We start from the raw sequence: 25,449 nt of genomic DNA, 5'->3' as shown, positions 1-25,449 counted from the left end.
GCGCGATGGGTTCAGGCTTCAGCCGGAAGCAGCAGCCGGTTCGCCGAGCCGCAAACGGTGATTTTGCTTCTGACCACCTCTTTCATGGCATCCATGCCGACGCGCATGTAGAAGCGCGGATCGTTGCCCTGTGGGTTCTCGGCAAACCAGGCTTTGACTGCGTCAGAGAAGGCGATTTTCAGCTCTGTTGCGACGTTAACTTTGCAGACGCCCAGCTCAATGGTGCGGCGCACATCCTCATCCGGCACATCGCTTGCACCATGCAGCACCAGCGGCACTGTCACTACCTCGCGGATCTCGGCCAGCCGCTGGAAGTCGATTTTTGGGCGTTTGGTATAGAGACCGTGCGCGGTACCGATGGCAACGGCGAGGCTGTCCACGCCTGTCAGTTCGACAAAGCGTTTTGCTTCCTGCGGGTCGGTCAGGAACGCGCTTTCGGCGTCGACGCTCATGTCATCTTCCACCCCACCCAGTCGGCCCAGTTCGGCCTCGACGCTACAGTCGTTGAGGTGGCAGAAATCGACGACCGATTTCACCAGCTTGACGTTTTGTTCGAAGGGGTAATGGCTACCGTCGATCATTGCGCTACGTACGCCGGCATGGACTTTGCGGCGAATGTCGTCCAGCGATTCGTGGTGATCGAGGTGTAGCGCCAGCGGCATGTCATAAGTAAGGGAATACGCGCTGCACAAGGCGTAAATCTCTTCCAGCGCAATATGTTTAAACGTCCCCGGCGTACCCGCGAGGATCACCGGCGATCGCATTTCGCTACAGACTTCGAGGATCGCCTGGATCGTCTCGGCGTTATGGATGTTAAAGGCCGGAACGGCATAGCCCTTCGCCTGTGCGTCCTGCAAAAGATATTTGGTAGAAATAATACTCATGAGCCTGTCCTCTTAAGCCTGCCACGGATGAATAACGACGCCCTGGACCACACGGTTAACCGTACCGCTGGCGGATGGCGTATCCGGCGTATTGCCAACGTGCAGAGACTGGGTCAGTGCGAAGACCTGGGCGTACATCAGGAAGCAGAACGCCTGCTCCATATCGTTAAATGAACGGGAAGGCGGCAGCAGGATATGCGGGCCAGCTTCAATGACCGGATCCGTTTCGGCTGCAATGGCTACCACGCGCATAGCCTGACGATCGCGTCGCAGCTCGGCGAGCAGATCCAGATCGTACTGACGCGTGTACGGATGGCTGGAGACAAACACGACGACCAGCGTTTCGTTGTCCACCAGCGACTTAGGCCCGTGACGGAAACCCGTTGGCGAATCGTAGAATGCCGCCAGCTTGCCGGCGGTCAGCTCCAGCACCTTCAACGCTGACTCCCGTGCGGCGCCCTGTAATCCACCGCTGCCCAGATAAACAATGCGTTTCCACGGTTCGTTACCAAAGACGCCGGGGCTGAAATCGCCAAGCGACGTGAGGATCGCCTGACAGCGATCGGACACGTCGCGGAACGTTTTGCTGTTGATCGTTTCCGGTGCGAATACCGCCAGGCAGCTCGCCATCATGGTGGTGATGCTGCTTGTCATCGCGAACCCGCGATCGTGCGTTTCGGCTGGCATGAGCAGAGCGCAGGCGTTATCGCTGTCGACGGCATTCTGATACAGGCTGCCCGCTTCATTACAGGTGATCGACAGGTGGTAGCACTCCGGAACAAACTGATTCGCCAGCTCAACGGCAGCGACGCTCTCCGGGCTATTGCCAGAACGGGCGAAAGAGACCAGCAGCAGCGGGTGCGCAGGGCTGAAGTAATCCATCGGGTTGGTGACCAGATCGGTCGTAGGTATCGCGGTGATATTTTTTCTCGTGTGGCTGGCAAGCCATGGCGCAATGATGTCGCCGATAAAAGCAGACGTACCCGCGCCGGTCAGAACGATCCGCAGATCGGGCTTGCGCAACAGTGGCGTCAGAAAACTGTCGATCGACGCGCGCAGATTATCAATATTGTTGAGCGAGCGAAGCCAGCTGGCTGGCTGCTGGCGGATCTCTTTTTCGGTCCAGGTGCCGGTGGTGGTAGTGGTTTGTGGCATAACTCAGTCCTTAGTCGTGTGAATTCCACATCAGACGCTGGCAAATGTGTCGCTATCTTTCGTTTCGTTTCACTTGTTCACTTTAGCAGTTAAAGAAAATCTATAGAAAAGAAATCGAAAGTTCAATGGCGAAAAAGAAATAAAACGAAAAGTGTGATCGCGAAAGGAAAGGCGAAGATCAAGGAAAGGAAAAGAAAGGCCTTACGATCGTCTTCCGTAAGGCCAACAGAGCACACTGTAAAGGGGCTACAGGGAAAGAGCCTGACCCTGGATCCAGATCTGCCGGAGGTGTAAACCCGCATCGAGCGCAATAATATTGGCGCGTTTGCCTGGTGCTAACGATCCCAGCAGGTGATCCATACCGAGCAGACGGGCGGGATGCAGCGAGGCCATATGGATAGCGTTTTCTGGGGCGACCCCCGTATGCTCCACCATATTTCGCACGGCGGCATCCAGCGCGAGCGTGCTGCCCGCCAGCCCGCCCGAGGCCGTGCGGACAACGCCGCCCTGCATCTCGACATTTTCACCACACAACGTATAGCGCCCATCAGGCATACCCGCCGCCTGCATGGCATCGGTAATCAGCACCGTACGATCCTTCGCGCAGCAACAACATAGCCGCATGGCTCCAGGATGAACGTGATGCCCGTCGGCAATAAGCTCCAGCCACGCGCGTGGGTCCGTAAGCCCGGCGCCAACCATGCCCGGCTCCCGGTGGTGTAATCCCGTCATGCCGTTGTAGCAGTGCACCAGCCCGGCTGCGCCTGCATCAAATGCGGCCAGGGTTTGCGCGTATGTAGCGGCGCTGTGGCCCAGCATGACGCGTATCCCTTTTTGCTTGAGGTGATGGATCGCCTTCAGGGCATCCACTTTTTCCGGAGCAAGCGCCACCACCCGCAGCGTGTTCTGCGAAACCGCAATCAGCTCATCAAGTTCCGCGAGATCCAGCTCGCGAAACAGTTCTGGCGGGTGCGCCCCTTTGTTCTGCGGTGTAAAGTACGGGCCTTCCAGATAGCTGCCCAGGAGCTGCGCGCCGGGGCCACCGGCATGACAGCGCCGGGCAATGCGCCGTAACGCGCCATGGATCGCCTCCAGCGAAGCGGTGACGGTGGTAGGCAGAAACGCCCCTACGCCTTCACGCGCTTTATGTATGGCTAACCGGTCCAGCACGTCGGGGGCATCATCCATCACATCCACACCCGCGCCGCCGTGGACGTGGATATCAATTTATGCCGGGCAAAGCAGGTCTGCCTCGCGGGTGTTAACCCCTGCCGGAATCGGCTCGATGGCGGTGATGACGCCTCTATCCATACGCAGCTGATGGTCATCCAGCCAGCCTTGCCCGGTAAGCAGACGACGCGCGCGCAGCAGCTGGCTCATATCCCTTCCTCGGCGGGCGCTTCCTCGCGACAGCGTGCAAGTTCATCCACCAGGCTGGTCAGGCCGCGATGGCCGCACTCCAGCGCCTGCAAACGAAAGGCTTCACTGCTTAATCCGTCGCGCTCCAGAACCATCTCCAGCAAAAGCTGGAGATTGGTGCCGGTGATCACTTCGCTGCCGGGGCGCTGCATCGCGAGAGTAGAGGCCACACGAAACGGCGTACCGCCGAGAAGATCGGTGAGAAACACGATATCGTGCTCTGCATCCAGTTCATTCACTGCCTGCTCAAGCTGCGCGGTCAGCCGCGCAGTGGTGGAGCTTTCCGGAAAATCGATGGCGATAAACTGCGGCTGTTCGCCGAGGATTTGCTTCATTGCCTGTTGCAGCCCGCTGGCAAAACCGCCGTGACCCGTCAAAATAATGCCTAACATCGCAACCTCTTTGCTTTTTACAGGAAGTGACAGAATTTACCGACAACGCCCAGCACCACGGTGATACCAATCAGGCGCAGTGGGCTCCAGCCACGGCGTACCAGCCAGAACATGGTCAGGGTGTAGACCAGCGGCAGAAAGGCGGGCATCAGTTTGTCGATCACATCGGTTTGCAGTTTGACGACCGCATCCCCGGCTTTAATCTCGAGTGTGGTATTCAGGCGCACATAGGTTGCCACCAGCGCGCCAATCACTGTCATTCCGACAATGGACGCAGCATGACCAACCTTTTTGGTGTTGGCCTTGATCAGCGGGATCGCGGCGACACCCATTCGGTAGGCATAGTGCGCCAGACCAAAACGCAGGCCGAGATGCACCACGTTAAACAGAACGATAAAGACCACGGCGCCAAGAATGGATCCCTGTAGCGCCAGGCTGGCGCCAATCCCCCCGCAAATGGGCAGCAGGGTCAGCCAGAACATGGCGTCACCAATGCCACCGAGCGGTGCGCCAACGGCAATTTTAGTGCTCTGGATGCTGTTCACATCCTGCTTGGAACGCTCCATTGCCAGAATAATGCCGATGACGAAGGTCACCAGAAACGGGTGGGTGTTAAAGAAGCCCATATGGCCTTTCATGGCGCGCGCCAGGTCCCGCTTATTGGTGTGGATCTTTTTCAGCGCGGGCAGTAGCCCATACAGCCAGCCGGAGGCCTGCATACGCTCGTAGTTAAACGAGGCCTGTAGCAGCATGGAACGCCAGGCGACACGGTTAATATCCTTTTTCGTTAGCTCAGCGCCAATACTCTGATCTTCGTAGACGTTTTCATTCACGCCGGTCAGCAGTGCCTCTTCACTTTCAGACACGCCCGGCAGGGTGGTGTGATTAGATGCCATCTTCAAATTCCTCTTTCTGGGCCGCAGGCGCCGTGGGTTCAGGCGATTTGCGCAGCAGGTCGATCAGCGCCATCGCCAGTGCAGCCGCGGCAATCGCCAGCACCGGGAGTTTCAGCCAGGCCGCGGCGACAAAGCCGATAATGAAGTAAGGGATGTAAACGTTTTTCATCATGATCTTCAGTAGCACGGCGAAGCCGATCGCTGGCATGATGCCGCCCGCGACGCCGAGACCGTCGATCAGACGTTCCGGCAGCACGTCAATGGCGGTTTTCGCATGTTCAGCCCCGAAGTAGATGGGCAGAAATGCGCACAGGAAGTAGAAGACGCCGAGCGCCAGCAGTGCCAGATAGTTGACCCGTTCAATACCACGGGTGTCTGCGTTAGCCGCCATGCGATCGCAGCGGGACATCACGCCGGACATCACCGAGAAGAGGAAGGTGATCCCCATCTGAACCGCCACGGCAAACGGCACGGCGACCCCAACGGCGACATCCGGCTTCACGCCTGTAGTAATGGCAAATGTGGTGCCAACGATGGTGCCGATAATCACGTTTGGCGGCTGCGCGCCCGCCAGCGGTGCGAGTCCCATCCAGACCAGTTCTAACGTACCGCCGGTCAGAATTCCGGTGTGCAAATCGCCCAGAATCAGGCCAACCAGTGGCCCGAGCACCACTGGACGGTGCATGTGTGTTAAGCCATTAAACATATCCAGGCCCGCTATAAAGGCGAGAAGCCCCAGCGCGAAAGCCTGCAACAGACTGATTTCCATTGTGAATCCCTCAGAGCAGTTTAAAGAGATCCAAAGCAGTCTCTGTTGGAACGCCCTGAACGAAGCATTCCACTCCGGCCGCCTTCAGGCCGTTAAACGCGGCGATATCGTTCGCGTCTACAGATACCGTTTTGGCAATTTGCTGTTTGCCACTGGCGTAATGCATATTTCCGACGTTAATACGGGTGATGGGCACGCCGCCCTCGACCAGCGTTAAAAAATCAGCCGGTGTTTTACAGACCAGCAGAATTTTCTGCCGGTCGGCGGCGCGATGAATGTTGTCGATCACTTTTTGCAGAGACCAGAAACGCACGGCGATGCCTTCCGCAAGCACCATCTCCATTAGGTTTTGCTGAACCGGATCGTCTGCAACCTCGTCATTTGCCACCAGCACCAGGTTCGCCCCCGCAAACCCCACCCACTGTACGCCCACCTGACCGTGGATCAGGCGTTCATCAATGCGGCATAAGACAATGTTTGGCATAGCGTTTTCCTCTTTTTAATTATGCGTGTTGAGTCGTTACGCCTTCGCAGGCGGCATGGTACTGCTGGAGTATGTCCTGAATGTGGTCGAGGATGAGTTCCCGTGGTGTGGAGCTGAGAGCGCCATCGCGAACTTTGCTGTACTGCAACGGCAGATACTGGCTGATCAGCGGCAGCGGGATCGGTTCATCCGCCAGGTTGCGTACCAGCCGCTCAAAGGCGTCGTCAATCTGGCTGTCTGGCCAGTAATAGCGCACGCGGTCGGAATAGCTGTAACCGCGGGCCAGGCGACGGGCATTGCCGTCGCCGTGATAGTGGCTTTGCCAGTATTCCGGGCGATCGAGCATCACGTTTTCCAGGACGTGACGCAGCCCTGAGCAGGCTTTTGCCGGCAGCAGCTCTTCTTCAATTGCTGCCAGTGAGAACAGCGCTTCGCGCAGCGCGAAGGTTAGCGCAGGGCCGACTTTCAGAATGGCGAAGTGATCTTTCACCAACTGGCGCAGCGCCTGCGGCGTCTGGTAATCGGTAGAGTGTGCTTCAAATACCAGCGTGTCGTAGGCTTCAACCATCTTGCTCAGCGCGATGGCTTTATGCGGTTGATAGTCACAAACGTGCGCATGGTCGAACTCAACGCCAGGCTGAACGACCAGGCCAATAATGCGCGGCCAGATGTCGCTTAACCCTTCCTTCTCGAATGCGTGGCGGTGTGCCTCAAGCGTGGCGCGTGCCGCCTCTGGCGTGGTGACCTCAAGCTCGGTCAGCGTCTCGTGTGCCCCACCGGGAACCGGAACTTCCGTGCCGATAACGTAGACCAGATCGGCTACGCCAAATTGCTCGAGACAGGTGGTTTCGGCAATTTTAGCCAGCCGAGCGGCACGCCCGGCAACGATTGCATCGGTTAAAGGAACCGGGTCGTCTTCGCAGGACATGCTGCAATCGAGGTGAATTTTTTTAAATCCGGCCGCCACGTAGCTTCTGATCAGATCGTCGGCGTTCGCCATCGCCTGCAAAGCTGGCAGGTTTTGCCAGCGGTTTGGACCTAAATGATCGCCGCCAAGGATCAGCTGTGAGGTGGGGAAGCCGAGGGATCCCGCCAGCTTGCAGACAAACCCATAAAAATCGGCGGGCGTCATACCGGTATAGCCGCCAAACTGATCCACCTGGTTTGAGGTGGCTTCAATCAGCAGAGGCGTCTGTTGTGAATGGGCGTAACGTATTGCAGCTTCAAGTACCAGTGGATGTGCGGAACAGACGGCATAAATCCCGTTTGTATTCCCCCGTTTATGTTGTTCCACCATTTCTGTCAGATGTTTCACTTTCCTCTCCATTTCGGATGGTGTTGGCATTCATCTTTCGTTTTGTTTCATTTGATACTGCATTATGGTGATGTAAAAATAAAACGAAAGATAATAGTTTTCCGATCTGTTTCACAAAAGAAACATAATGAAAGGTTTCAGCGGCGATTAAGCTTGCGTCCACCTACCATACAGGGCTTGCATTCCCTCAAAAGAAAGGCGTTAATAAGAAAAACGAAATGAAACGAAAGTTTATTTACTAAGGAGCTCGTATGAGCAGCACCGATTCATCCGCAGAGAAGCGCATCACCGGCACCAGTGAAAGGCGAGAGCAGATCATTCAGCGGTTGCGGGCGCAGGGAAGCGTGCAGGTTAACGATCTTTCTCTTTTATTCGGCGTGTCGACGGTGACGATCCGTAACGATCTGGCCTTTCTGGAAAAGCAGGGGATTGCCGTTCGCGCTTACGGCGGCGCGCTGATTTGCGAAGGCAATGCCCCCGGCGTGGAGCCATCCGTTGAGGACAAAAGTTCCCTTAATACGGCAGTGAAGCGCAGCATCGCGCAGGCGGCGGTTGAACTGGTGAAGCCGGGTCACCGCATTATTCTGGACTCCGGCACCACGACCTTTGAAATTGCCCGCATGCTGCGCCAGCACACCGATGTCATTGCCATGACCAACGGGATGAACGTGGCAAACGCGCTGCTGGAAGCGGAAGGCGTAGAGCTGCTGATGACCGGCGGGCATTTGCGCCGTCAGTCACAGTCCTTCTACGGCGACCAGGCGGAGCAGTCCTTACAGAATTACCATTTTGACCTGCTGTTTCTGGGCGTCGATGCCATCGATCTCGACCGGGGGGTGAGTACGCATAACGAGGATGAAGCCCGTCTGAACCGCAAAATGTGCGAGGTGGCGGAGCGTATTATCGTTGTCACGGACTCCAGCAAGTTTAATCGTTCAAGCCTGCATAAAATTATTGATACCCATCGAATCGACATGATTATCGTTGATGAAGGCATTCCTGCGGAAAGCCTGGAAGGGTTACGCAAAAGCGGGATCGATGTGGTGCTGGTCTAAAGAGGCTTTTCCCCTCACCCTAACCCTCTCCCCATAGGGGAGAGGGTTCCCCAGTAATTTGAAAGCAAAAACTATAACGTTGCCTCAGAATAACTGAGGGCTTTCAGCGATGCCTCGGTCCGGCTGTAAATCGCTGAGGCGTTTCCTGTAGGCCGGGGCGAGGCGCAGGGATGCGCCGAGAGGGCGGGCTTTACAGGGATGTTACCTCCGCCCGTCCCCGATAAGCCGGAAGGAATAAGCCGAAGGCACCGCGAAGCGGCGATTTTCCGCCGGAAGCCCGGGTCGCCAGGGTGGTGGCGACTGAGCCACCCTGGCACGTTCACCGGTCATGTCGTGACAGAGTAGCAAGGAACATAAAGTGAACGGAATGACCACCAGAGCCGTATGTTTCCCCTCACCCCAGCCCTCTCCCTCAAGGGAGAGGGGGCCGTCTGTGCAGGCATTATTTTGTGGGGAACCCTCTCCCCATAGGGGAGAGGGGACTGCTCGGTGCGGTTTTTTACCCTCTCCCCGGTGGGGAGGGGGCAGGGTGAGGGACAATCACGTCACCGGCGCCGGGTTAAACACCGCCAGCGAGTTATGCAATCCCCATTGATCGGAGAAGGTTTTCTTCCGCCCGCTTGCCACATCCAGAATGAAGTGGAACAGCTTCCAGCCCACCTCTTCAATACTCTCTTCCCCGGTGGCGATGGTGCCCGCGTTGATATCCATTAAGTCATACCAGCGGTTTGCCAGCTCGGTGCGGGTCGCCATTTTGATCACCGGTACCGCCATCAGGCCGTACGGCGTGCCGCGCCCGGTGGTAAAGACCTGTACCGTAATGCCGGAAGCCACCTGCTGGGTGCCGCAAACGAAATCACTGGCAGGCGTTGCCGCGTAAATCAGGCCGCGTTTGGTTGGTCGCTGGCCAGGGGAGAGCACTTCCACAATCGCGCTCTGGCCGGATTTGGCAATCGACCCGAGGGCCTTTTCCACCACGTTCGCGAGGCCGCCTTTCTTGTTACCCGGAGACGGGTTGGCGCTGCGGTCAGTTTTGCCCATGTCGAGATAGTTATCGTACCAGGCCATTTCCTCCAGCAGGCGTTTGCCCACCTCTTCGTTGACGGCGCGCGGCGTGAGCAGGTGGATAGCATCACGTACTTCGGTGACTTCGGAGAACATCACCGTGGCGCCGCAGCGCACGAACAGATCGGAGGCATAACCTACCGCCGGGTTAGCGGTGACGCCGGAAAACGCATCGCTGCCGCCACACTGTGTCCCAACGACCAGTTCAGAGGCCGGGCAGGTTTCACGCTGGCGTTTGTTCAACTTCTCCAGATGGCGCTCTGCCACCTGTAAAATGTCGTCGACCATCGATCTGAAGCCGACATGGTGTTCATCCTGAAGACGCACAACACTGGCATCGTCAACCGGAATGGCTTTCACATCCTCAGTACCCTGCAACAGGCGTTCTGGCTGCAATTTTTCACAGCCGAGACCAATCACCATTACCTCACCGCCAAAGTTTGGGTTAAGGGCGATATTGTGAATCGTACGGATCGGCACGACCGCTGCCGGCGCGTTGATCGCCACGCCGCAGCCGTACAGGTGGTTAAGACCCACCACGCCGTCAACGTTGGGGTATTTCGGCAACAGATCGCGCTCAATAATTTTCACAACGTAATCCACTACGCCCGCCACGCAATGCACGCTGGTGGTGATGCCAAGCAGGTTTTTGGTTCCCACGCTGCCATCCGCATTGCGGTAACCTTCGAAGGTATAACCCTCCAGCGGAGGCAACGGCTCAGGGACGCGGGTAGCCAGCGGCAACGTCTCCAGCGGCGGGGCGGTGGGCAGCTCAACCAGCGACTCCTCAATCCAGCTACCCTGCGGGATAGCGCGCACCGCATAGCCGATGACTTCGCCGTAGCGCACGATTTCACCGTGAGCCGGGATATCGACCAGTGCGACTTTATGCCCCTGCGGAATGTGCTCAATCAGCTCCAGGCCATCCGGAAAGCGGGTGCCAGCTTTTAAGCCATTGTCGTTGACAATAATCGCCACGTTATCAGTATCGTGCACTTTTATATAGAACGCCGTCGGCGACGCCTGTCGAATTTCAATATCGGCCATTGTTCACTCTTCTCCAGCAAAATATCTGATACTAAATATAGCCAGATGGTTAATCGTTCCTTATTGAGGAAATAAAGAATGTCAGGAGAGGAAAAGTGAGAATGTGATCGCGATCGCTCCCGAAACACTAATCGTTGATTCTGTGCATCAGCGCCCACTGCATTGGGCAAATGCTCAAAATAGCGTGTTACTCCCGCTGGATAATTGAGCATTGAGACAATGTGCTGCCGGGTGGTGACGATTATACTGAATGACGATTTTATAACGCCAAAATTCAGTCAGGAAAATAAATATAACGCTGACGCTGAGTCGGAATAAATAAGAAAAGTTACTGGCTAAAACTGCGGAATTAAAAAAGGTATAAGTAATGAGTAACGACATCTTCCCGAATAAATTTAAAGCGGCCCTCGCGGCGCACCAGATTCAGATTGGCTGCTGGTCTGCGCTGGCCAACCCCATCAGCACCGAAGTGCTGGGCCTGGCCGGGTTCGACTGGCTGGTGCTGGACGGCGAACATGCGCCAAACGATATCAACACGTTTATTCCGCAGCTGATGGCGCTGAAAGGCAGCCACAGCGCGCCGGTGGTGCGTGTGCCCACCAACGAGCCGGTGATCATCAAGCGTCTGCTGGATATCGGCTTCTACAACTTCCTGATCCCGTTTGTTGAAACGGAAGAAGAAGCGGTGCTGGCCGTGGCGGCGACCCGCTATCCACCGGAAGGGATCCGCGGCGTGTCCGTCTCGCACCGCGCCAACATGTTTGGCACCGTGCCGGACTATTTCGCCCAGTCCAACAAGAACATCACCATTCTGGTTCAGATCGAGAGCCAGCAGGGGGTCGATAACGTCGACGCTATTGCCGCGACGGAGGGCGTCGACGGCATTTTCGTCGGCCCGAGCGATCTGGCGGCCGCCTTTGGTCATCTGGGTAACGCCAGCCATCCGGATGTGCAGCGCGCAATTCAGCACATTTTTGCCCGTGCCAAAGCGCACGGTAAACCGTGCGGCATTCTGGCGCCAGTGGAAGCCGATGCCCGCCGTTACCTGGAATGGGGCGCAACGTTTGTTGCCGTCGGCAGCGACCTCGGCGTATTCCGCGCCGCCACGCAGAAATTAGCGGACGCTTTTAAAAAATAACCATCATTGAGGAAACAGATTATGACGCTGAAAGTGGGTTTTATTGGCCTGGGTATCATGGGCAAACCAATGAGCAAAAACCTCATCAAAGCAGGTTACTCACTGGTGGTTTTAGATCGTAATTCAGACGCGGTGGCAGAGGTGATTGCGGCTGGCGCAGAAACGGCGACAACCGCAAAAGCAATTGCTGAGCAGTGCGACGTGATTATCACCATGCTGCCAAACTCACCGCACGTGAAAGAGGTGGCGCTGGGTGAGAACGGCATTATCGACGGCGCGAAGCCGGGTCTGGTGGTGATCGACATGAGTTCTATCGCACCGCTGGCAAGCCGCGAAATCAGCGAGGCGCTGAAAGCGAAGGGCGTGGAGATGCTGGATGCGCCGGTCAGCGGCGGCGAACCGAAAGCCATCGACGGCACCCTGTCGGTGATGGTGGGGGGCGATAAAGCCGTGTTTGACAAATACTACGACCTGATGAAAGCCATGGCCGGCTCCGTTGTGCACACCGGTGAAATTGGCGCAGGCAACGTCACCAAGCTGGCAAACCAGGTGATTGTGGCGTTGAACATCGCGGCTATGTCGGAGGCGCTAACGCTGGCCACCAAAGCGGGCGTTAATCCGGATCTGGTCTATCAGGCCATTCGCGGTGGTCTGGCGGGCAGTACCGTGCTGGATGCCAAGGCGCCGATGGTGATGGATCGTAACTTCAGGCCGGGCTTCCGCATCGATCTTCACATTAAGGATCTGGCGAATGCGCTGGATACCTCCCACGGCGTGGGGGCGCAGCTGCCGCTGACTGCCGCCGTCATGGAGATGATGCAGGCGCTGCGTGCGGATGGTCTGGGCACCGCCGATCACAGCGCGTTAGCGTGCTATTACGAAAAGCTGGCGAAGGTTGAAATTGCTCGCTAATGACGTCCTGCCCGGTGGCGTTACGCTTACCGGGCCTACGGCTCAGGCATACAACTATGAAAATCGTAATCGCGCCAGACTCTTATAAAGAAAGCCTGTCTGCCACTGAGGTGGCGCAGGCGATAGAAAAAGGATTTCGGGAAATTTTCCCCGACGCTCATTACGTGTCTGTTCCCGTTGCTGACGGCGGAGAAGGTACGGTTGAAGCGATGATCGCTGCGACGCATGGCACCTGGCAGCAGGCTGTCGTCACCGGCCCGTTAGGGGAAAAGGTGAAGGCCTGCTGGGGGATCTCGGGCGATGGTACCACCGCGTTTATCGAGATGGCCGCCGCCAGCGGCCTGGTGCTTGTTCCTCCCGCGCAGCGTAACCCGCTGGTCACGACGTCGCGCGGGACGGGGGAGCTGATCCTCCGCGCGCTGGATAAAGGCGCGCGCAACATCATTATCGGTATCGGCGGGAGCGCAACCAACGATGGGGGCGCAGGCATGATGCAGGCGCTGGGCGCGAAGTTTACGGATGCGAACGGGACGGAGATCGGCTACGGCGGCGGCAGCCTGATGGCGCTTAACCGGATTGATATTTCGGATCTCGATCCGCGTCTTCAGGGGTGCGCAATCCGTGTCGCCTGTGACGTGACGAATCCGCTGGTCGGTGAAAGCGGCGCGTCGCGTATCTTTGGACCGCAAAAAGGCGCCACGGAGGAGATGATCCTCGAACTCGACGCCAGTCTTAGCCACTATGCCGAAGTGATCAAAAAAACGCTGCGCATTGACGTCAACCGGGTTCCAGGGGCTGGCGCCGCGGGCGGCATGGGCGCGGCGCTGATGGCCTTCCTGGGCGCTGAGCTGAAAAGCGGCATTGAGATTGTCACTCAGGCGCTCAATCTTGAAGAACATATTCACGACTGCACGTGGGTGCTGACGGGGGAAGGGCGCATCGACAGCCAGAGCATAAATGGCAAAGTGCCCGTCGGCGTGGCGAGCGTCGCCAAAAAATACCATAAGCCGGTGATCGGGATTGCCGGAAGTCTGACGCAGGATGTGGGTGTGGTGCATCAGTACGGCATCGATGCGGTGTTCAGCGTACTGACCCGCATCGGCTCACTGGAAGAGGCGTTCCAGGGCGCGTATGACAACATTTACCGCGCCTCGCGGAATATCGCGGCCACATTGCAGGTAGGCATGCGTAGCCAGGGGTGACAGCGACGCGCAAACCCTCTATACTGCGCGCCGAAGCTGACCAGACAGTCGCCGCTTCGTCGTCGTCCCTTTCGGGGGAGACGGGCGGAGGGGAGGAAAGTCCGGGCTCCACAGGGCAGGGTGCCAGGTAACGCCTGGGGGGGAAACCCACGACCAGTGCAACAGAGAGCAAACCGCCGATGGCCCGCGCAAGCGGGATCAGGTAAGGGTGAAAGGGTGCGGTAAGAGCGCACCGCGCGGCTGGTAACAGTCCGTGGCACGGTAAACTCCACCCGGAGCAAGGCCAAATAGGGGTTCACATGGTACGGCCCGTACTGAACCCGGGTAGGCTGCTTGAGCCAGTGAGCGATTGCTGGCCTAGATGAATGACTGTCCACGACAGAACCCGGCTTATCGGTCAGCTTCAACTTCTTACGAAACCCCGCTTCGGCGGGGTTTTTGCTTTCTGAAGGTTGCAGGTCGGGTAAGCGAAGCGCCAAACGACATCAATTCTCAATTTTGCGACGCTAAGCACGTTTCACTATTTGTTCGGCTGCGTGTTCCTCTCATCTGCTGCGCATGATCGTAATCACAAAATTTAACGCTATAAAATTAGAAAAATTTAGTGTTGAGCAGATGTTGTAAATGTTTAGTCAGTGATGCCGAATGTTATTCATTTGATAATTTAATATTGAATCTAAAAACATTCTTCAGTTGAATGTGTGATATATCCCACTCTTTAACCGGAAAGTGAATAAATACTCCTGGTAAAGTTGATAAACCACAAAAATGTTTTAAAGGAATAATGGTGTTTTATTAATCTTTAATTGCCTGAAAGATAGCCTTTATTAATATTTTTAAGGCAAAAAAATTCACGCTGGTTATTGCCATAAAATAAATTTATTACCGCGTTTTTTATTGATCAATGTCAGCGTAAATGCGTATTTTTATTGTGATAAATCTTTGATTTATAAAGATATAAATAGTTTTCTGGTGCGACTGAAAACAGAGCGTCCTGGCAAATTGTGAGTAACAGCACATACCCCCTGAAACAATATTGGGTAGAATCCGCTGCGTCATAGGGAAATAAGCGCAGAATATTATGAATACTATTATTCTACCGAAAACTCAGCACCTCGTGGTATTTCAGGAAGTCATCAAAAGTGGCTCCATAGGTTCTGCTGCAAGACAACTGGGGCTGACGCAACCTGCCGTCAGCAAAATCATCAGCGACATCGAATCCTACTTTGGGGTGGAAGTGATGGTGCGTAAGAACACCGGCGTAAAACTCACTGCCGCCGGTCAGGTGCTGCTGTCCTACGCTGAGTCGATCACCCGCGAAATGAAAAACATGGTGAGCGAGATCAACAGCCTCAGTTTCAGTACCGTCATGGACGTCTCCTTCGGCTATCCGTCGCTAATTGGCTTCACCTTCCTGTCCGGGATGATCAAAAAATTCAAGGAAGTGTTCCCGAAAGCGCGTGTCTCAATGTATGAAGCGCAGCTCTCTTCATTCCTGCCCGCCATTCGCGATGGCCGGCTGGATTTCGCCATCGGCACGCTGAGCGACGGGATGCAGCTTCAGGATCTTCACGTTGAGCCACTGTTTGAATCCGAGTTTGTGCTGGTGGCGAGTAAATCACGAACGTGCACCGGCCCGACCAGACTGGCATCGCTCACGCACGAGCAGTGGGTGATGCCGCAAACCGATATGGGCTACTACAACGAACTTCTGACCACCCTGCAAGACAACCACATCAGCATTGAAAACATCGTCCAGACCGATTCCGTCGTCACCATCTATAACCTTGTCCTCAATGCCGATTACCTGACGGTGATCCCCCGTGACATGATTGCGCCATTCGGCTCGGACCAGTTCATTGTCCTGCCGGTGGAAGATGAATTACCCGTGGCGCGTTATGCCGCCGTGTGGTCAAAAAATTACAGTATTAAAAAATCGGCGTCAGTATTAGTTGAACTGGCAAAACAATATTCGTCGATGAATACCGAAAAACGACGATAGAAATAATGATGATTTAAAACACCCGGAGCGACGCTTTTTAACGCTCTGTTACCCTGACTTTGCCTGAAAACAATGAATTATTATAACGAGGATATTATGCACATTACTTACGATCTCCCGGTGACCATTGAAGATATTCAGGACGCCAGAAAAAGACTGGCGGGAAAGATCTATAAAACCGGTATGCCGCGCTCAAATTATCTGAGCGAACGGTGTAAGGGTGAGATATTCCTGAAATTTGAAAATATGCAGCGTACCGGTTCGTTTAAAATACGTGGGGCGTTTAATAAATTAAGCTCGCTGACCGATGCGGAAAAACGCAAGGGCGTGGTGGCCTGTTCCGCAGGGAACCACGCGCAGGGGGTCTCTCTCTCCTGCGCCATGCTCGGCATCGACGGCAAAGTAGTGATGCCGATGGGCGCGCCGAAATCCAAGGTTGCCGCCACGCGCGACTACTCTGCCGAAGTGGTGCTACACGGCGAGAACTTTAACGACACCATCGCCAAAGTGAGCGAAATCGTCGAGATGGAAGGGCGCATTTTTATCCCGCCTTACGACGATCCGAAAGTGATCGCCGGTCAGGGCACCATCGGCCTGGAAATCCTCGAAGATTTATATGACGTGGATAACGTGATTGTCCCCATCGGCGGCGGCGGTTTAATTGCCGGTATTGCGACAGCAATTAAATCCATCAACCCAACTATCAATATTATCGGCGTGCAGTCTGAAAACGTGCACGGAATGGCGGCATCGTATCAGGCCGGTGAAATAACGAACCACCGCATTACCGGCACATTAGCAGACGGTTGCGATGTGTCTCGCCCGGGTAATTTAACCTTCGAAATTGTTCGTGAATTAGTCGATGACATTGTGCTGGTCAGCGAAGACGAGATTCGCAACAGCATGATCGCGCTTATTCAGCGAAATAAAGTGGTCACGGAAGGTGCTGGCGCACTGGCGTGCGCGGCGTTATTAAGCGGCAAGCTGGACCACTATATCCAGGGCCGTAAAACCGTCTGCATTATTTCCGGCGGCAATATCGATCTCTCCCGTGTTTCCCAAATTACCGGCTTCGTTGACGCATAAAGGATGATTTATGAGCAACACAGAAAGCATTATCGTTGGCCAGACAAAAACGTCCTCCTGGCGTAAATCTGATACCACCTGGACGCTCGGCCTGTTTGGTACCGCCATTGGCGCAGGCGTGCTGTTCTTCCCTATCCGTGCAGGCTTTGGCGGCTTGATCCCCATCCTGCTGATGCTGGTACTCGCGTTCCCGATTGCCTTTTACTGCCACCGCGCGCTGGCGCGTCTGTGTTTGTCCGGCAGTAACGTCTCCGGCAACATCACCGAAACGGTGGAGGAGCATTTTGGTAAGACCGGCGGGGTGGTAATCACCTTCCTCTACTTCTTTGCCATTTGCCCGCTGCTGTGGATTTACGGCGTCACCATTACCAACACCTTTATGACCTTCTGGGAAAACCAGCTCCAGATGCCCGCCCTGAACCGCGGCGTGGTGGCGCTGTTCCTGCTGCTGCTGATGGCCTTTGTTATCTGGTTCGGTAAAGACCTGATGGTGAAAGTGATGAGCTACCTGGTGTTCCCGTTCATCGCCAGCCTGGTGTTGATTTCTCTCTCGCTGATCCCGTACTGGAACTCGGCGGTGATCGACCAGGTTAACCTGAGCGATATCGCCTTCACCGGTCATGACGGCATTCTGGTCACGGTGTGGCTGGGGATCTCCATCATGGTCTTCTCCTTCAACTTCTCGCCTATCGTCTCCTCGTTTGTGGTCTCCAAGCGCGAAGAGTACGAACCGGAGTTCGGGAAAGAGTTTACCGAGCAGAAATGTTCCAAAATCATCGGTCGCGCCAGCCTGCTGATGGTGGCGGTGGTGATGTTCTTCGCCTTTAGCTGCTTGTTTACACTCTCTCCGCAGAACATGGCGGACGCCAAAGCGCAGAACATTCCGGTGCTCTCTTACCTGGCGAACCACTTTGCGTCGATGTCAGGCAGTAAATCCACGTTCGCCACCGTGCTGGAGTACGGCGCGTCCATCATCGCGCTGGTCGCTATCTTTAAATCCTTCTTCGGCCACTATCTGGGCACGCTGGAGGGGCTGAACGGCCTGATCATCAAGTTCGGCTACAAGGGCGACAAGAAGAACGTCTCCGTCGGCAAGCTGAACACCATCAGCATGGTCTTCATCATGGGCTCCACCTGGATTGTGGCCTACGCCAACCCGAACATTCTGGACCTCATTGAAGCCATGGGCGCGCCAATTATCGCCTCTCTGCTGTGCCTGCTGCCGATGTACGCCATCCGCAAGGCACCGGCGCTGGCGAAATACAAAGGCCGGACCGAGAACATCTTCGTAACCGTGGTCGGCCTGCTGACCATTCTGAACATCGTGTACAAACTGTTTTAAACCAAAGCTCAGGAAGAGCGGAGCCATACCATGATTGAGTTTCCGGTAGTACTGGTCATTAACTGCGGATCGTCCTCTGTTAAGTTCTCGGTGCTGGACGCCGCAAGCTGCGATGCCCTGATGACGGGCATTGCGGACGGCATCAACACAGAAAAAGCCTTTATTTCCGTGAATGGGGGTGAGCCGGTCAGACTGGCTCACCAGAACTACGAAGGGGCGCTGGCTGCCATCGCCCTGGAGCTGGAGAAACGCAACCTGATGGGCAGCGTGGCTTTGATTGGCCATCGCATTGCCCACGGCGGTGACCTCTTCAGCGAGTCGACCCTGATCACGGAAGAGGTGATGGCGCAGATCCGCCAGGTCTCCCCGCTGGCGCCGCTGCATAACTACGCCAACCTGAGCGGCGTGGAAGCCGCCGAGCGCCTGTTCCCCGGCGTGCAGCAGGTGGCGGTATTTGATACCAGCTTCCACCAGACCATGCCGCCGCAGGCGTATCTGTACGGCTTGCCGTACCGCTATTTTGAAGAGCTGGGCGTGCGCCGCTACGGTTTCCATGGCACCTCTCACCGCTATGTGTCGGCGCAGGCGCACGCGCTTTTCGGGCTCTCTCCCGATGACAGCGGCCTGGTGATTGCCCATCTCGGCAACGGGGCGTCCATCTGCGCGGTGCGTAACGGCGTAAGCGTGGACACGTCCATGGGGATGACGCCGCTTGAAGGACTGGTGATGGGCACGCGCTGCGGAGACGTGGATTTTGGCGCGATGGCGTGGATTGCCCGGCAGACCGGCCAGTCGTTCGAGGATCTGGAGCGCGTGGTCAACAAAGAGTCCGGGCTGCTGGGGATCTCCGGTATCTCCTCCGATTTGCGCGCGCTGGAGAAAGCCTGGCATGACGGCAACGAGCGGGCGCGGCTGGCAATAAAGACCTTTGTCCACCGGATTGCGCGGCATATCGCCGGTCATGCCGCGTCCCTGCACCGTCTGGATGGCGTGGTGTTTACCGGCGGGATCGGTGAGAACTCCGTGCTTATCCGCGCGCTGGTGGCGGAGCATCTGAAGGTGTTTGGCATCATCCTCGACGAGTCCAAAAATGCCCTGCCGGGCAGCGCGGGCGAGCGCGTGATCTCCACCGAGTCGTCCCGCGCGGCCTGCGCGGTGATCCCTACCAATGAAGAAAAAATGGTCGCGCTGGACGCCCTCCGTCTTGGGAAGGTTACTCCGGCTGCGGCTTACGCCTGATAAAGCGAGAATCTGATGAAAGTAACAATCGATACGGGCGTCGCGCCTTACAGCGACGCATGGGCCGGGTTTCGTGGTGAAGAATGGAAAAACGCCATCAACGTGCGCGATTTTATTCAGCATAACTACACCCCTTATGAAGGCGATGAAGCTTTCCTCGCGCAGGCGACGCCAGCAACGACGGCGCTGTGGCAGAAGGTGATGGTCGGCATTCGTCAGGAGAATGCCACCCACGCTCCGGTGGATTTCGACACCAACATCGCCACTACCATTACCGCGCACGGGCCGGGCTATATTGATCAGGAGCTGGAGACGATCGTCGGCCTGCAAACCGACAAGCCGCTCAAGCGCGCCCTGCATCCGTACGGCGGGATCAACATGATCCGCAGCTCGTTCGAAGCCTACGGTCGCGAGATGGATCCGCAGTTTGAATATCTCTTCACAGACCTGCGCAAAACCCACAACCAGGGCGTGTTTGACGTTTACTCCCCGGAGATGATGCGCTGCCGCAAATCGGGGGTACTGACCGGTCTGCCGGACGGCTACGGGCGCGGACGCATCATCGGCGACTACCGCCGCGTGGCGCTGTACGGCATCAGCTATCTGGTGCGCGAGCGTGAACTTCAGTTCGCCGATCTCCAGGGGAAACTGGAGCGCGGAGAAGAACTGGAGGCCACGATCCGCCTGCGCGAGGAGCTGGCGGAGCATAAACGTGCGTTGCTCCAGATCCAGCAGATGGCGGCGAACTATGGCTTTGACATTTCACGTCCGGCGATGAATGCGCAGGAAGCGGTGCAGTGGGTCTACTTTGCCTACCTTGCCGCAGTGAAATCCCAGAACGGCGGGGCGATGTCGCTGGGGCGCACGGCCTCGTTCCTCGATATCTACATTGAACGCGACATGCAGGCAGGAAGGCTGAATGAGGTGCAGGCCCAGGAGCTGATCGACCACTTCATCATGAAGATCCGCATGGTGCGCTTCCTGCGCACGCCGGAGTTCGACACGCTCTTCTCCGGCGATCCGATCTGGGCCACGGAAGTGATTGGCGGCATGGGGCTGGACGGGCGCACGCTGGTGACTAAAAACAGCTTCCGCTACCTGCATACCCTGCACACCATGGGGCCTGCGCCGGAGCCAAACCTGACGATCCTCTGGTCCGAAAAACTGCCGATCGCGTTCAAGAAATACGCCGCACAGGTGTCGATCGTCACCTCCTCGCTGCAATACGAGAACGACGATCTGATGCGCACCGACTTCAACAGCGACGACTACGCCATTGCCTGCTGCGTCAGCCCGATGGTGATCGGCAAGCAGATGCAGTTCTTCGGCGCACGCGCCAACCTTGCGAAAACGCTGCTGTACGCAATCAACGGCGGGGTGGATGAGAAGCTGAAGATCCAGGTCGGTCCGAAAACCGAGCCGCTGCTGGATGAGGTACTGGATTACGACACCGTAATGGCGAGCCTCGATCACTTCATGGACTGGCTGGCGGTACAGTACATCAGCGCGCTGAATCTCATTCACTATATGCATGATAAATACAGCTACGAAGCCTCGCTGATGGCGCTGCACGACCGGGACGTCTACCGCACCATGGCCTGCGGCATTGCCGGGCTGTCGGTGGCGGCGGATTCCCTGTCGGCCATCAAATACGCCACGGTAAAACCGGTACGCGACCACACTGGTCTGGCGGTCGATTTCATCATCGAAGGCGACTATCCGCAGTACGGCAACAACGACGATCGCGTGGACAGTATCGCCTGCGATCTGGTTGAGCGCTTTATGAAGAAAATCCAGGCGCTGCCGACGTACCGCAACGCGGTACCGACGCAGTCGATCCTGACCATCACCTCCAATGTGGTTTACGGCCAGAAGACCGGCAACACGCCGGACGGACGTCGCGGCGGCACGCCGTTTGCGCCTGGCGCCAACCCGATGCACGGGCGCGACAGAAAAGGGGCGGTGGCGTCGTTAACCTCGGTCGCCAAGCTGCCGTTCACCTATGCCAAAGACGGGATTTCCTACACCTTCTCCATCGTGCCGCAGGCACTGGGCAAGGACGAGCCGGTGCGCAAAACCAACCTTGTCGGGCTGCTGGACGGATACTTCCACCACGAAGCGACCATTGAGGGCGGTCAGCACCTGAACGTCAACGTGATGAACAGGGAGATGCTGCTGGATGCCATCGCCCATCCGCAGAACTATCCGAACCTGACGATCCGCGTTTCAGGCTATGCGGTGCGGTTTAATGCTCTGACGCGCGAGCAGCAGCAGGATGTGATTTCGAGGACGTTTACGCAGGCGATGTAATGCAGGCTCCATCTTAAGCCTCCTCTAATGAGGAGGCTTTTAATTTTGTGAACTCGGTCGATTTTAGAAAACTCACTCTCTTTTCTGCTGTTCAGAAGTAATATTTTCCTCGCGCCTTATGAAATCCCTATAAAACTTGTGACTTTTTTCTCCCGCTCTCCGGATATGATCTCCCCATATCAATAACTCACACCTGCACCCTCTGACTCGCAATCGCTGGCGGTCGGAACCTTATAAAAACAACCAGTTACCCTACAAAATAAGCGAGTGCCCAATGAATATGGCAACAAACAGCAGTGTGATTGTGAGTGATTCCCCTGCGGCAAGGCGGGCGGGAATGAGCGAAAGCGAATGGCGAGAGGCGATCAAATTTGACAGCACCGATACGGGCTGGGTCATCATGAGTATCGGGATGGCTATCGGCGCGGGCATCGTTTTTCTTCCGGTGCAGGTCGGGTTAATGGGGCTGTGGGTGTTTTTACTCTCGTCGATAATTGGTTATCCGGCTATGTACCTGTTCCAGCGCCTGTTTATTAATACGCTGGCGGAATCACCGGAATGCAAAGATTACCCGAGCGTCATTAGCGGTTATTTAGGTAAAAACTGGGGCATCTTATTGGGTGCGCTTTATTTCGTGATGCTGGTGATCTGGATGTTTGTCTATTCCACGGCTATCACCAACGACAGCGCCTCCTATTTGCACACCTTCGGCGTAACCGACGGTTTGCTGTCGGAAAATCCGTTCTACGGCTTATTCCTGATCTGCATTCTGGTCGCCATCTCGTCGCGCGGAGAAAAACTGCTGTTTAAAGTCTCCAGCCTGATGGTGCTGACCAAATTATTTGTAGTGGCGGCGCTGGGTCTTTCGATGATTGGCCTCTGGCATTTAGCCAACGTCGGTATGCTGCCGCCGATGGGGCTGCTGATTAAAAACGCCATTATTACGCTGCCTTTCACCTTAACCTCCATTCTGTTTATTCAGACTTTAAGCCCGATGGTGATTTCCTATCGTTCACGGGAAAAATCCGTAGAGGTGGCGCGTCATAAAGCGCTGCGGGCAATGAATATCGCCTTTGGCGTGCTGTTTGTGACGGTCTTTTTCTACGCGGTCTCCTTCACGCTGGCGATGGGGCACGACGAGGCGGTAAAAGCCTACGAGCAGAATATTTCCGCCCTGGCAATCGCAGCACAGTTCATCAGCGGTGACGGTGCGGGCTGGGTCAAAATCGTCAGCGTGATCCTCAACATTTTCGCCGTGATGACCGCGTTCTTTGGCGTCTATCTCGGCTTTCGTGAGGCGACGCAGGGCATCGTGATGAACATCCTGCGCCGCAAAATGCCGGCGGAAAAAATCAATGAAAATGCCGTCCAGCGCGGAATTATGCTGTTCGCCATCCTGCTGGCCTGGAGCGCGATTGTATTAAACGCGCCGGTGCTGAGCTTCACCTCCATCTGTAGCCCTATTTTCGGGATGGTGGGCTGCTTAATTCCGGCGTGGCTGGTCTACAAAGTGCCCGCACTTCATAAATATAAAGGCGTATCGCTGGTAATTATCGTAATTACCGGGCTGCTGCTTTGTGTTTCTCCTTTCCTCGCCTTCTCATGAGGTTAAATAAGGTCGTAACGATGTCTGAGCAAATTAATCCTTTATGGAACCATTTTATTCGCGCCGTGCAGGAAGAGGTAAAGCCTGCGCTGGGCTGTACCGAACCCGTCTCGCTGGCGCTGGCGTGTGCGATGGCTGCCGGACAGCTTTCCGGTGAGGTAACGCGTATCGAGGCGTGGGTATCGCCGAACCTGATGAAAAACGGGCTTGGCGTAACGGTGCCCGGCACCGGTATGGTCGGTTTACCCATCGCGGCCGCGCTGGGGGCGACAGGCGGTAATGCACACGCCGGGCTGGAGGTGTTGAAAGACGCGTCGGCCGAGGCGCTAACGCGCGCCAAAGCATTGCTGAACGCGGGTCTGGTGCAGGTAAAATTGCAGGAGCCGTGCGATGAGATCCTTTATTCACGCGCCTGCGTTTACGCCGGTGAATCCTCGGCGATGGTGACCATCGCTGGCGGGCACACTCGCGTGGTGGAGGTAGTTTGTCAGGGCGAAACGTGCTTCAGGCTTGACGATCGTCAGAGCCAGAACAACGACGATCCGCTGGCGGTACTCTCGACCACCACGCTGTCACAGATCCTTGAGTTTGTGGAGCAGGTGCCGTTCGACGCGATCCGCTTTATCCTCGATGCGGGGCGGCTGAACGATGCGCTCTCCCGCGAAGGTTTGCGTGGCAACTGGGGGCTGCATATTGGCGCGACGCTCAATAAACAGCGCGCACGCGGCTGGATGGCGCAGGATCTGGGTTCAGACATTATTATCCGCACCAGCGCAGCCTCGGATGCCCGCATGGGAGGCGCGACGCTGCCAGCGATGAGCAACTCGGGTTCCGGGAATCAGGGCATCACCGCCACCATGCCGGTAGTGGTGGTGGCTGAGCACGTTCAGGCTGATGACGAACGGCTGGCGCGGGCGCTGATGCTCTCGCATCTGTCGGCTATCTATATCCATTACCAGCTTCCGCGCTTGTCCGCGTTGTGCGCGGCGACAACCGCCGGAATGGGGGCAGCGGCGGGGATGGCGTGGCTGATGGGCGGATCTTACCAGACCATTGCCATGGCGATCGGCAGTATGATCGGCGACGTGAGCGGGATGATCTGCGATGGGGCTTCTAACAGCTGTGCAATGAAGGTCTCGACCAGCGTCACCAGCGCCTGGAAAGCCGTGATGATGGCGCTGGATGATACTGCGGTGACGGGTAACGAGGGGATTGTGGCGCACGACGTGGAACAGTCGATCTCTAACCTGTGCGCCCTGGCGTGCCGCTCAATGCAGGCGACGGACCGGCAGATCATTGAGATTATGGCGAGTAAGGTGTTGTGATTTAATCCAACCCGTTACCCCTCACCCTAACCCTCTCCCATAGGGAGAGGGAACCGATCGAGCGAGGGGCGTGTTGATCTTAAACCGGCAAATCAATCAACAGCGCGCGCAGCGGCGTATCGGCAACCAGAGTGATATTCGCTTCGTCACGAATAAACGCCCCGTCACCGCAGGTGAGCGCTTCTTTCTCTTCCGTATGCGTGACCGCATGCACCGTTCCGTGAATGGACTGCAAATAGGCACGCGGGCCATGAAGCTGGAAGCTCGCCTGTTCACCTTTTTTCAGTTCGATATGATGCAGCCACACCTGCTGGCGCAACTGCAAGCTGCCTTTGCTGCCGTCTGGCGAGGCAATCAGCTGCTGTTGATCGCCCTTCAGATCGATCTTTTGCACCAGCGGATTTTCCCGCTCCGGACAGGCATCCAGCCACAGCTGCATGCGGGTCAGCGTTTTGTCTTTGCTGAGGTTATGCTCACTGTAGCTAATACCTGGCTGAGTAGAAATTAACAGCGCCTCGCCAGCCTTCGCCTGGACATGATTGCCCTCGCTATCGCGGTATTCTGCCTCGCCTTCCAGGATCAGGTTCAGGATATCGACTTTCGGGTACGTGCGCGGCTGGAAGGACGCGCCCGGGGCGAGCACTTCCTGATTCAATACACGCAGTGAAGCGTAACCGAGGAGTTTAGGGTCAAAGTAGTGTCCAAAGGAAAAGGTGTAGCGGGCCTGCAACCAACCGAAATCGGCTTGTCCGCACTGTTTCGCTGTTCTTGTCGTAATCATAAACTTGACCTCTCTTTACACTAAA

Annotated in this window: 20 protein-coding genes, 1 other RNA gene and 1 pseudogene; 12 read left to right on the top strand and 10 right to left on the bottom strand. The window is 56.2% G+C overall.

Going from position 1 to position 25,449, the window contains the following annotated elements; all coding sequences use genetic code 11:
* Positions 1-11: 11 nt before the first annotated feature.
* The 8 genes and pseudogenes from kbaY to kbaZ form a co-directional block, all read right to left on the bottom strand.
* Positions 12-884, bottom strand: a complete 873-nt coding sequence (gene kbaY / locus BFV63_RS19250; protein ID WP_003861740.1) for a tagatose-bisphosphate aldolase subunit KbaY — start codon at positions 882-884, stop codon at positions 12-14.
* A gap of 12 nt (positions 885-896) precedes the next feature.
* Positions 897-2,039, bottom strand: a complete 1,143-nt coding sequence (locus BFV63_RS19245) for an SIS domain-containing protein (protein WP_003861737.1) — start codon at positions 2,037-2,039, stop codon at positions 897-899.
* 246 nt (positions 2,040-2,285) lie between these two features.
* Positions 2,286-3,419 (bottom strand): annotated as a pseudogene (gene nagA, locus BFV63_RS19240) (N-acetylglucosamine-6-phosphate deacetylase).
* A complete protein-coding gene (gene agaF / locus BFV63_RS19235; RefSeq protein WP_003861734.1) occupies positions 3,416-3,850 on the bottom strand; it encodes a PTS galactosamine/N-acetylgalactosamine transporter subunit IIA in 435 nt (144 codons plus the stop codon). Before agaF ends, nagA begins: the two are co-directional and overlap by 4 nt.
* A gap of 17 nt (positions 3,851-3,867) precedes the next feature.
* Positions 3,868-4,746, bottom strand: coding sequence for a PTS N-acetylgalactosamine transporter subunit IID (gene agaE, locus BFV63_RS19230; RefSeq protein WP_048241756.1), 879 nt, complete (start codon positions 4,744-4,746; stop codon positions 3,868-3,870).
* Complete coding sequence (gene agaW, locus BFV63_RS19225; protein WP_003861730.1) at positions 4,736-5,515, bottom strand: PTS N-acetylgalactosamine transporter subunit IIC; 780 nt, start codon at positions 5,513-5,515, stop codon at positions 4,736-4,738. The genes agaE and agaW overlap by 11 nt, the downstream gene beginning before the upstream one ends.
* A 10-nt stretch (positions 5,516-5,525) precedes the next feature.
* Positions 5,526-5,999: a PTS N-acetylgalactosamine transporter subunit IIB gene (gene agaV, locus BFV63_RS19220; protein WP_003861728.1), complete on the bottom strand. Its 474-nt coding sequence runs from the start codon at positions 5,997-5,999 to the stop codon at positions 5,526-5,528.
* 19 nt (positions 6,000-6,018) lie between these two features.
* Positions 6,019-7,326 carry a tagatose-bisphosphate aldolase subunit KbaZ gene (gene kbaZ, locus BFV63_RS19215; protein WP_045350330.1) on the bottom strand — a complete coding sequence of 436 codons (1,308 nt, stop codon included), beginning with the start codon at positions 7,324-7,326 and terminating at the stop codon, positions 6,019-6,021.
* A gap of 239 nt (positions 7,327-7,565) precedes the next feature.
* Here kbaZ and BFV63_RS19210 point away from each other — a divergent pair, with 239 nt between their 5' ends.
* On the top strand, positions 7,566-8,369 hold the full coding sequence (locus BFV63_RS19210) for a DeoR family transcriptional regulator (protein WP_032607968.1): 804 nt from the start codon (positions 7,566-7,568) through the stop codon (positions 8,367-8,369).
* A gap of 540 nt (positions 8,370-8,909) precedes the next feature.
* Here the strand turns inward: BFV63_RS19210 and garD are convergent.
* Positions 8,910-10,481 (bottom strand): galactarate dehydratase, encoded by a 1,572-nt coding sequence (garD, locus tag BFV63_RS19205; RefSeq protein ID WP_003862678.1) that lies wholly within the window; start codon positions 10,479-10,481, stop codon positions 8,910-8,912.
* A 367-nt stretch (positions 10,482-10,848) separates the two neighbouring features.
* Here garD and garL point away from each other — a divergent pair, with 367 nt between their 5' ends.
* The 11 genes from garL (at position 10,849) to BFV63_RS19150 (ending at position 24,643) form a co-directional block, all read left to right on the top strand.
* Complete coding sequence (garL, locus tag BFV63_RS19200; protein ID WP_003862676.1) at positions 10,849-11,619, top strand: 2-dehydro-3-deoxyglucarate aldolase; 771 nt, start codon at positions 10,849-10,851, stop codon at positions 11,617-11,619.
* Between the two features lie 21 nt (positions 11,620-11,640).
* Positions 11,641-12,531: a 2-hydroxy-3-oxopropionate reductase gene (garR, locus tag BFV63_RS19195; protein WP_017382435.1), complete on the top strand. Its 891-nt coding sequence runs from the start codon at positions 11,641-11,643 to the stop codon at positions 12,529-12,531.
* Between the two features lie 56 nt (positions 12,532-12,587).
* Positions 12,588-13,733, top strand: coding sequence for a glycerate 2-kinase (gene garK, locus BFV63_RS19190; RefSeq protein ID WP_032660434.1), 1,146 nt, complete (start codon positions 12,588-12,590; stop codon positions 13,731-13,733).
* A 32-nt stretch (positions 13,734-13,765) separates the two neighbouring features.
* An RNA gene (gene rnpB / locus BFV63_RS19185) (RNase P RNA component class A) lies at positions 13,766-14,142 on the top strand.
* A 672-nt stretch (positions 14,143-14,814) separates the two neighbouring features.
* Positions 14,815-15,735 carry a transcriptional regulator TdcA gene (tdcA, locus tag BFV63_RS19180; RefSeq protein WP_003862670.1) on the top strand — a complete coding sequence of 307 codons (921 nt, stop codon included), beginning with the start codon at positions 14,815-14,817 and terminating at the stop codon, positions 15,733-15,735.
* A 96-nt stretch (positions 15,736-15,831) separates the two neighbouring features.
* The gene (gene tdcB, locus BFV63_RS19175; RefSeq protein ID WP_022651901.1) at positions 15,832-16,821 is read left to right on the top strand and encodes a bifunctional threonine ammonia-lyase/L-serine ammonia-lyase TdcB; all 990 of its coding nucleotides are present in this window, start codon (positions 15,832-15,834) and stop codon (positions 16,819-16,821) included.
* Between the two features lie 10 nt (positions 16,822-16,831).
* A complete protein-coding gene (gene tdcC / locus BFV63_RS19170; protein ID WP_003862666.1) occupies positions 16,832-18,163 on the top strand; it encodes a threonine/serine transporter TdcC in 1,332 nt (443 codons plus the stop codon).
* Positions 18,164-18,193: 30 nt separating this feature from the next.
* Complete coding sequence (tdcD, locus tag BFV63_RS19165; RefSeq protein WP_048241758.1) at positions 18,194-19,402, top strand: propionate kinase; 1,209 nt, start codon at positions 18,194-18,196, stop codon at positions 19,400-19,402.
* A gap of 15 nt (positions 19,403-19,417) precedes the next feature.
* A complete protein-coding gene (gene pflB / locus BFV63_RS19160; protein ID WP_048241762.1) occupies positions 19,418-21,712 on the top strand; it encodes a formate C-acetyltransferase in 2,295 nt (764 codons plus the stop codon).
* A 274-nt stretch (positions 21,713-21,986) separates the two neighbouring features.
* Positions 21,987-23,318 (top strand): SLC5/6 family protein, encoded by a 1,332-nt coding sequence (locus BFV63_RS19155; RefSeq protein ID WP_022649483.1) that lies wholly within the window; start codon positions 21,987-21,989, stop codon positions 23,316-23,318.
* A gap of 20 nt (positions 23,319-23,338) precedes the next feature.
* The gene (locus BFV63_RS19150; protein ID WP_022651889.1) at positions 23,339-24,643 is read left to right on the top strand and encodes an L-cysteine desulfidase family protein; all 1,305 of its coding nucleotides are present in this window, start codon (positions 23,339-23,341) and stop codon (positions 24,641-24,643) included.
* A 79-nt stretch (positions 24,644-24,722) separates the two neighbouring features.
* On the opposite strand, the gene BFV63_RS19145 is transcribed toward BFV63_RS19150, so the two are convergent.
* Complete coding sequence (locus BFV63_RS19145) at positions 24,723-25,424, bottom strand: pirin family protein (protein WP_003862658.1); 702 nt, start codon at positions 25,422-25,424, stop codon at positions 24,723-24,725.
* Positions 25,425-25,449: the final 25 nt, after the last annotated feature.

This window comes from Enterobacter hormaechei subsp. xiangfangensis (assembly GCF_001729785.1).
GTDB lineage: Bacteria > Pseudomonadota > Gammaproteobacteria > Enterobacterales > Enterobacteriaceae > Enterobacter > Enterobacter hormaechei_C.
This window is presented reverse-complemented; position numbering and strand designations above follow the sequence as displayed.

Excerpts from the sequence above, each read along its gene's own strand:
- agaV (WP_003861728.1), bottom strand. The coding sequence starts at position 5,999 with ATGCCAAACATTGTCTTATGCCGCATTGATGAACGCCTGATCCACGGT.
- pflB (WP_048241762.1), top strand. The coding sequence starts at position 19,418 with ATGAAAGTAACAATCGATACGGGCGTCGCGCCTTACAGCGACGCATGG.
- agaE (WP_048241756.1), bottom strand. The coding sequence starts at position 4,746 with ATGGCATCTAATCACACCACCCTGCCGGGCGTGTCTGAAAGTGAAGAG.
- garD (WP_003862678.1), bottom strand. The coding sequence starts at position 10,481 with ATGGCCGATATTGAAATTCGACAGGCGTCGCCGACGGCGTTCTATATA.
- agaF (WP_003861734.1), bottom strand. The coding sequence starts at position 3,850 with ATGTTAGGCATTATTTTGACGGGTCACGGCGGTTTTGCCAGCGGGCTG.
- BFV63_RS19150 (WP_022651889.1), top strand. The coding sequence starts at position 23,339 with ATGTCTGAGCAAATTAATCCTTTATGGAACCATTTTATTCGCGCCGTG.
- garR (WP_017382435.1), top strand. The coding sequence starts at position 11,641 with ATGACGCTGAAAGTGGGTTTTATTGGCCTGGGTATCATGGGCAAACCA.
- garL (WP_003862676.1), top strand. The coding sequence starts at position 10,849 with ATGAGTAACGACATCTTCCCGAATAAATTTAAAGCGGCCCTCGCGGCG.
- kbaZ (WP_045350330.1), bottom strand. The coding sequence starts at position 7,326 with ATGGAGAGGAAAGTGAAACATCTGACAGAAATGGTGGAACAACATAAA.
- tdcD (WP_048241758.1), top strand. The coding sequence starts at position 18,194 with ATGATTGAGTTTCCGGTAGTACTGGTCATTAACTGCGGATCGTCCTCT.
- BFV63_RS19155 (WP_022649483.1), top strand. The coding sequence starts at position 21,987 with ATGAATATGGCAACAAACAGCAGTGTGATTGTGAGTGATTCCCCTGCG.
- BFV63_RS19210 (WP_032607968.1), top strand. The coding sequence starts at position 7,566 with ATGAGCAGCACCGATTCATCCGCAGAGAAGCGCATCACCGGCACCAGT.
- BFV63_RS19245 (WP_003861737.1), bottom strand. The coding sequence starts at position 2,039 with ATGCCACAAACCACTACCACCACCGGCACCTGGACCGAAAAAGAGATC.
- agaW (WP_003861730.1), bottom strand. The coding sequence starts at position 5,515 with ATGGAAATCAGTCTGTTGCAGGCTTTCGCGCTGGGGCTTCTCGCCTTT.
- tdcA (WP_003862670.1), top strand. The coding sequence starts at position 14,815 with ATGAATACTATTATTCTACCGAAAACTCAGCACCTCGTGGTATTTCAG.
- garK (WP_032660434.1), top strand. The coding sequence starts at position 12,588 with ATGAAAATCGTAATCGCGCCAGACTCTTATAAAGAAAGCCTGTCTGCC.
- kbaY (WP_003861740.1), bottom strand. The coding sequence starts at position 884 with ATGAGTATTATTTCTACCAAATATCTTTTGCAGGACGCACAGGCGAAG.
- tdcC (WP_003862666.1), top strand. The coding sequence starts at position 16,832 with ATGAGCAACACAGAAAGCATTATCGTTGGCCAGACAAAAACGTCCTCC.
- BFV63_RS19145 (WP_003862658.1), bottom strand. The coding sequence starts at position 25,424 with ATGATTACGACAAGAACAGCGAAACAGTGCGGACAAGCCGATTTCGGT.
- tdcB (WP_022651901.1), top strand. The coding sequence starts at position 15,832 with ATGCACATTACTTACGATCTCCCGGTGACCATTGAAGATATTCAGGAC.